Below are 4,206 nucleotides of genomic sequence, written 5' to 3' on the forward strand. Positions count from 1 at the left end.
CCCCTGAGTAGGCACCAAGGAGCAGAATCCATCTTCTGAAATCCTTTTGTTGGTTTGCCCAGGCAAGATATTTGGAAAGCTCCGAGTCTGTGTAACTGCTCCGAGAGTTAACCTCTTTCACTCGTTGCAGCTTAAGGCCATCAAATGGGTTTGATAGGTTCTCTATGCGTCCAGCTAACCACTTGAAGAGGAGAGCCAGCTTGGCGAGAAACTTGTTAATCGTTGCAGGGCTTTTACCCGAGCCAAGCAGATAATCCTTGAATGTCACAGCATCTTGTTTGGTGTACCCAGTAGGTGCTTTATCACCAGACCTTTCTATAAAGTGTTGGATGTAATAGCGCTGGTTCTTCACCTCTTTCGGTGCCCAAGATAAGGCCTTTTCCCGAAGGTAAGAATCAATCAGGAGAGACAGCCGCTTTACTTGCTGGTCAGCTTTGATGGGCTTTGTTGTCGCTGGTGGGGTCTTCGGCTTGGGCGATACCTCTAGCCTGATAGCCGCTGCCCGAGAACCCTTGCAGGCCAACAAGTCAATTACCTTGGCTTGTGCTGCTCGCTTGTCCCTTGTTGCTAGTGACTTCTTGATTTCTTTACGACTCCCGCAGGGGAGGGTAGTCACCTTGCGAAAGTACCAAATGCCGTGCTTGCTTAACCATAAGTTCATCAGATTGACCCAATAAAGGTCATCCACTTGATGTGTGCAAGATTGCTTGTTGGTCACTCAAGCAATTGATATTAAAGAAGAAAGTTTTCATTATGTGGCTGGTAGGGCCACCACTTGTTTCTGCCATTCAATAAGTTAGCTTCCTAAAGCCCTTGGTCATCCACGTTGTGTGGACGATGAGGAGCTCATCGATGAATCTCTGGCTCAGTCCCCACGGCATCTGGTGTTACCGGAAAGTCACCACGCTCCCCTGTGGTCGTCGTAAAGAGATCAAACAATCCCTGCATACCCGAGACAAGCGTTATACACGCCACAAGGTGACCCAGCTGCTTGCCTGTGTGCGTTCCTGACCGAAATCTGGCGCTGAGCTTATACACCGCCAGAGCCCTCCCGCCTCTAATCAGTAGCCATGCTGATGACTCTGGTAGTCACACCGCTTGCACCGATCCTGTCGACCTTGAGCTGCAGGTCTCTTAAAGAGAAGTCCCATCCCTTGGATGCCGATTGCAAGCCCGCGGTCATATAAACCACCTTTTTGCTCATCCTGGCGAAGGGGAAGGTGTGAATAAAATATGTTTTTTCCCCGAAAAAGGACTAATCTATTAACAGTGTTTAGCGGCGGGATCGATTGTCATGTACATATGTTGCAGGATCTTCGCCACTGCTGTTCAGCACACCATGTCGGCCTCTTGTCTGCACCTGTTCCAGGTTGTCCTGTTTGCTCTGGTGTTGCTCCCCGTAAGCGAGTCACAGGGCGCGGTCATCATCACTGGCGAATTACCCCCTTACTCCTCGGTTGAACTGGCCGATGGCGGGTATTTGGTGCATCAGGTGCTCGCGACGCTTCACGCTGTTGGTTATCAGGATCTACGTGTCTCTTACCAGCCTTGGCCGAGGGGGCTCAAGAATATCGAGCTTGGTAACGCGATTGCGGCTTTTCCTTTTACCTGGAGTAACAAGCGTGGCCTCAGCCTGCTTTTTAGTACGCCCATCGCCTTCGACATACAGTCCTGGTACACCACTGCAGACAAAAAATGGTTGGAGTCAGTGTCGTGGCACAAGAGGAGTGCTTGTGTGCCAAAAGGGTGGTTCTCCGAGGCAATTGAACGGGTCATTATCGAGCAGAAGTTAATCGTCAGAACGACCAACCGTCTCAACCAGTGTTTAGAGTTGCTGAAAAAAGGAAAAGTGGATCTGGTCTCTATTAATGACACCTCCAAAAAGAGTCTTTCAAAGGAGGACAATGAGGCACTGTACCGTCTCTCGTTATTTCGTCAGAACATCACCTTCTATCTTGTCACGCCACGCAGTGAAGCGGGGGAGGCATTTATCAATATCTTCAACGACAAATGGCTGACACAAGCCAACTGATCTTGCCTGCTGTAATGTCCCCCTTCGTGCTCACCTGTCACCGTCTACCCACTCAATACGTGAATAATGCACTACATCTCCTTGTCGCTGCTTGCCAATAAATGGCTGAGTACAAACCCTAAACCCGCACGTTATGATGGATTGCTATGGCTAATCCAATCATCAGGTGGGCGAGTCAGAATTGTTTGACGGATAACGCAATAAGCTGAATATTCGCTACGCTAGTGAAAAGAGATGGAAAGTGTGGTGGTTAGCGTCTGCTTGCAGATAGTGGTCATGGAAAAAGCCTGCATCAGATGGTGCAGGCCCTATTAGTCAGGTAGTGTGCCAACATGGTTTTTTCATGAGGTTAAATAGTAGCGATGCCACATTCCTCCGAAAATAGTTATGAAACAACACTCCTATTTTCAATATAAAGTTGATATGCAACGGCAAATTTATTGCTTTAAATGCAGGTCATTTTTAACAGAAGTAACTCCCTTGATGCTTTTGGCGACAACAACCGCCTTGTTAATATTGTAGTTGCTTGTAACAAAGCCACTTAACTGTACGACACCTTTAAAAGTTTCAACATTAATCTCTGCGGTTTTTAGTTCTGGATCATTGAATATGGCTGTGACAACCTTGGTGGTAATCACGGAATCATCTAAATATTCTCCAGTTCCTTCCTTGGTGGTTGTTGATGCACAACCTACAACCGTGATGAGAACGACGATAGCAAATAAGTGTGAAAAATAGTTGGTGGTTTTCATTAATGGTTTACTCCAAATGATGTTGAAGATTGATTTTTAAAATGTAAGTACGGCATCCGTAAATAAAACACGGCATTGTAATAGCGCACTGTTTATCGTCGATGTCTTTCCTTACGGTTATATATCAATCTGCTAGATGCCTTACTTGTTGGCAGCCATATTGTAATTTACTCCGTTTTGACCCTGTTATCCTTACACTAAGGAGCAACGTATTAAGTTACCTTGCATCTTATCGTTGACTTGTTCAATACGTGTTCGCTATGTTCAGAAATGTAAGATGTAACACCTGCTGTAACTTATAACATTAAGACCGTCCTACTTTTTTAGCTTCGGTTGAATGAACATGGATGATATTAACGAAAGAAGATTTACTCCTGACGTAAAACTACGTATTGCTATTTTATTGATTCTATTATGTGGTCCTTGATAGCCGAGGACGCATCCAATAATGGCTACAGAGCAAAGCGAAGCAGGATGTGTGATGCTGGCTGTAACTCTATGTTTTAATTCATAAGATAGTTTGGTTATCATCAGTTGGCGGGACTGTAATTGTTGCCTCAAGGTGAACATTCTTGCACGGTTATGATGGTTCGCTGCAAGAGTGATGCGCCATGCTCCAGGTATCTTCATAACGATGTTTTAGGCTCTGTTGATGGTTTGTCTGATGATTCATATTCACTATTGGCTGTAGTCGAGATCGTGTTGTTAAATATGTTTGACTTGTGGTGTTTATATCGTATCACGACGCCGAAAATCGCTAATCCATTTAAAAAAGTGATGATAAATAAGGCTGTGCTCGTAGTTATTTCGTGCTCGAGTAACCAGAAGAGTGATGAAAATACCAATGTGAGCCACAGGCTCATGAATAAAAAAGCGCCAACCAGATGACAGACAAGCATACCAATAAGGTTGCTGGAAAAACATTGAATTTCCAGTGTGAATAATTCCATTTGTTCTTGAAACTGTTCACGAAACAGCCCTGTGATGGAGCCAACTAAGTGAGTGATTGACTCCATCTCTTCTGATTTTAATGCTGGTTCAGCAATGGGGTCATTATTTGTGTTGCACATTGCTAATCAGCGCCGCTTAAGTAGCCAACCAACTAAAAATCCAGCAGAGATGGCAATGCCGAGAGCGATGAGTGGCTTATCATTAATTTGCTCCCGACATTTATCAAACAGCTGCGTTTTCATTTTTTTCAAGTTTTCACTTTCTTGCTCGATAGATCCAGCGGCGTTGCCAGCAACATCAGCTAATTCATCCATCATTTTATGAGTGTGTTCGTTTAAACTTTTTAGTACAGGTTGCACCACCTCAGATGTTTTGTCGAATACATCATCTAACGTTTTGCTGGTCTCTTCCACTGAATCAGCAGTTTTATCATTTGTCATGGTTTTAATTGGGTTGTTCATTGTTCCCTCT

Annotated in this window: 5 protein-coding genes and 1 pseudogene; 2 read left to right on the forward strand and 4 right to left on the reverse strand. The window is 44.7% G+C overall.

Features of this window, described 5'->3' with window-relative positions; genetic code table 11:
- Positions 1-661: pseudogene (locus LD28_RS0112640) on the reverse strand (integrase); the annotation flags it as partial.
- 191 nt (positions 662-852) lie between these two features.
- On the opposite strand from LD28_RS0112640, the gene LD28_RS23055 reads away from it, so the two are divergent.
- Together LD28_RS23055 and LD28_RS0112645 are read left to right on the forward strand one after the other, a co-directional pair.
- Positions 853-1,011 (forward strand): hypothetical protein, encoded by a 159-nt coding sequence (locus LD28_RS23055; RefSeq protein ID WP_241462293.1) that lies wholly within the window; start codon positions 853-855, stop codon positions 1,009-1,011.
- Between the two features lie 283 nt (positions 1,012-1,294).
- Positions 1,295-2,032, forward strand: coding sequence for a hypothetical protein (locus tag LD28_RS0112645; RefSeq protein ID WP_033137319.1), 738 nt, complete (start codon positions 1,295-1,297; stop codon positions 2,030-2,032).
- Positions 2,033-2,469: 437 nt separating this feature from the next.
- Here the strand turns inward: LD28_RS0112645 and LD28_RS0112650 are convergent, their stop codons facing one another.
- The 3 genes from LD28_RS0112650 to LD28_RS0112660 form a co-directional block, all read right to left on the reverse strand.
- The gene (locus tag LD28_RS0112650) at positions 2,470-2,784 is read right to left on the reverse strand and encodes a BON domain-containing protein (RefSeq protein WP_033137320.1); all 315 of its coding nucleotides are present in this window, start codon (positions 2,782-2,784) and stop codon (positions 2,470-2,472) included.
- Between the two features lie 626 nt (positions 2,785-3,410).
- Positions 3,411-3,854, reverse strand: a complete 444-nt coding sequence (locus LD28_RS0112655) for a phage holin family protein (RefSeq protein WP_033137321.1) — start codon at positions 3,852-3,854, stop codon at positions 3,411-3,413.
- Between the two features lie 6 nt (positions 3,855-3,860).
- On the reverse strand, positions 3,861-4,206 hold a 346-nt coding region (locus LD28_RS0112660), incomplete at its 5' end, for an ElaB/YgaM/YqjD family protein (RefSeq protein ID WP_338151471.1).

It is taken from the genome of Aeromonas finlandensis, from assembly GCF_000764645.1.
GTDB classification, from domain to species: Bacteria; Pseudomonadota; Gammaproteobacteria; order Enterobacterales; family Aeromonadaceae; genus Aeromonas; species Aeromonas finlandensis.

What these genes read in the sequence shown, in the direction of transcription:
- LD28_RS23055 (WP_241462293.1), top strand. Translation starts at nt 853, where the DNA reads ATGAATCTCTGGCTCAGTCCCCACGGCATCTGGTGTTACCGGAAAGTC.
- LD28_RS0112645 (WP_033137319.1), top strand. Translation starts at nt 1,295, where the DNA reads ATGTACATATGTTGCAGGATCTTCGCCACTGCTGTTCAGCACACCATG.
- LD28_RS0112650 (WP_033137320.1), bottom strand. Translation starts at nt 2,784, where the DNA reads ATGAAAACCACCAACTATTTTTCACACTTATTTGCTATCGTCGTTCTC.
- LD28_RS0112655 (WP_033137321.1), bottom strand. Translation starts at nt 3,854, where the DNA reads ATGTGCAACACAAATAATGACCCCATTGCTGAACCAGCATTAAAATCA.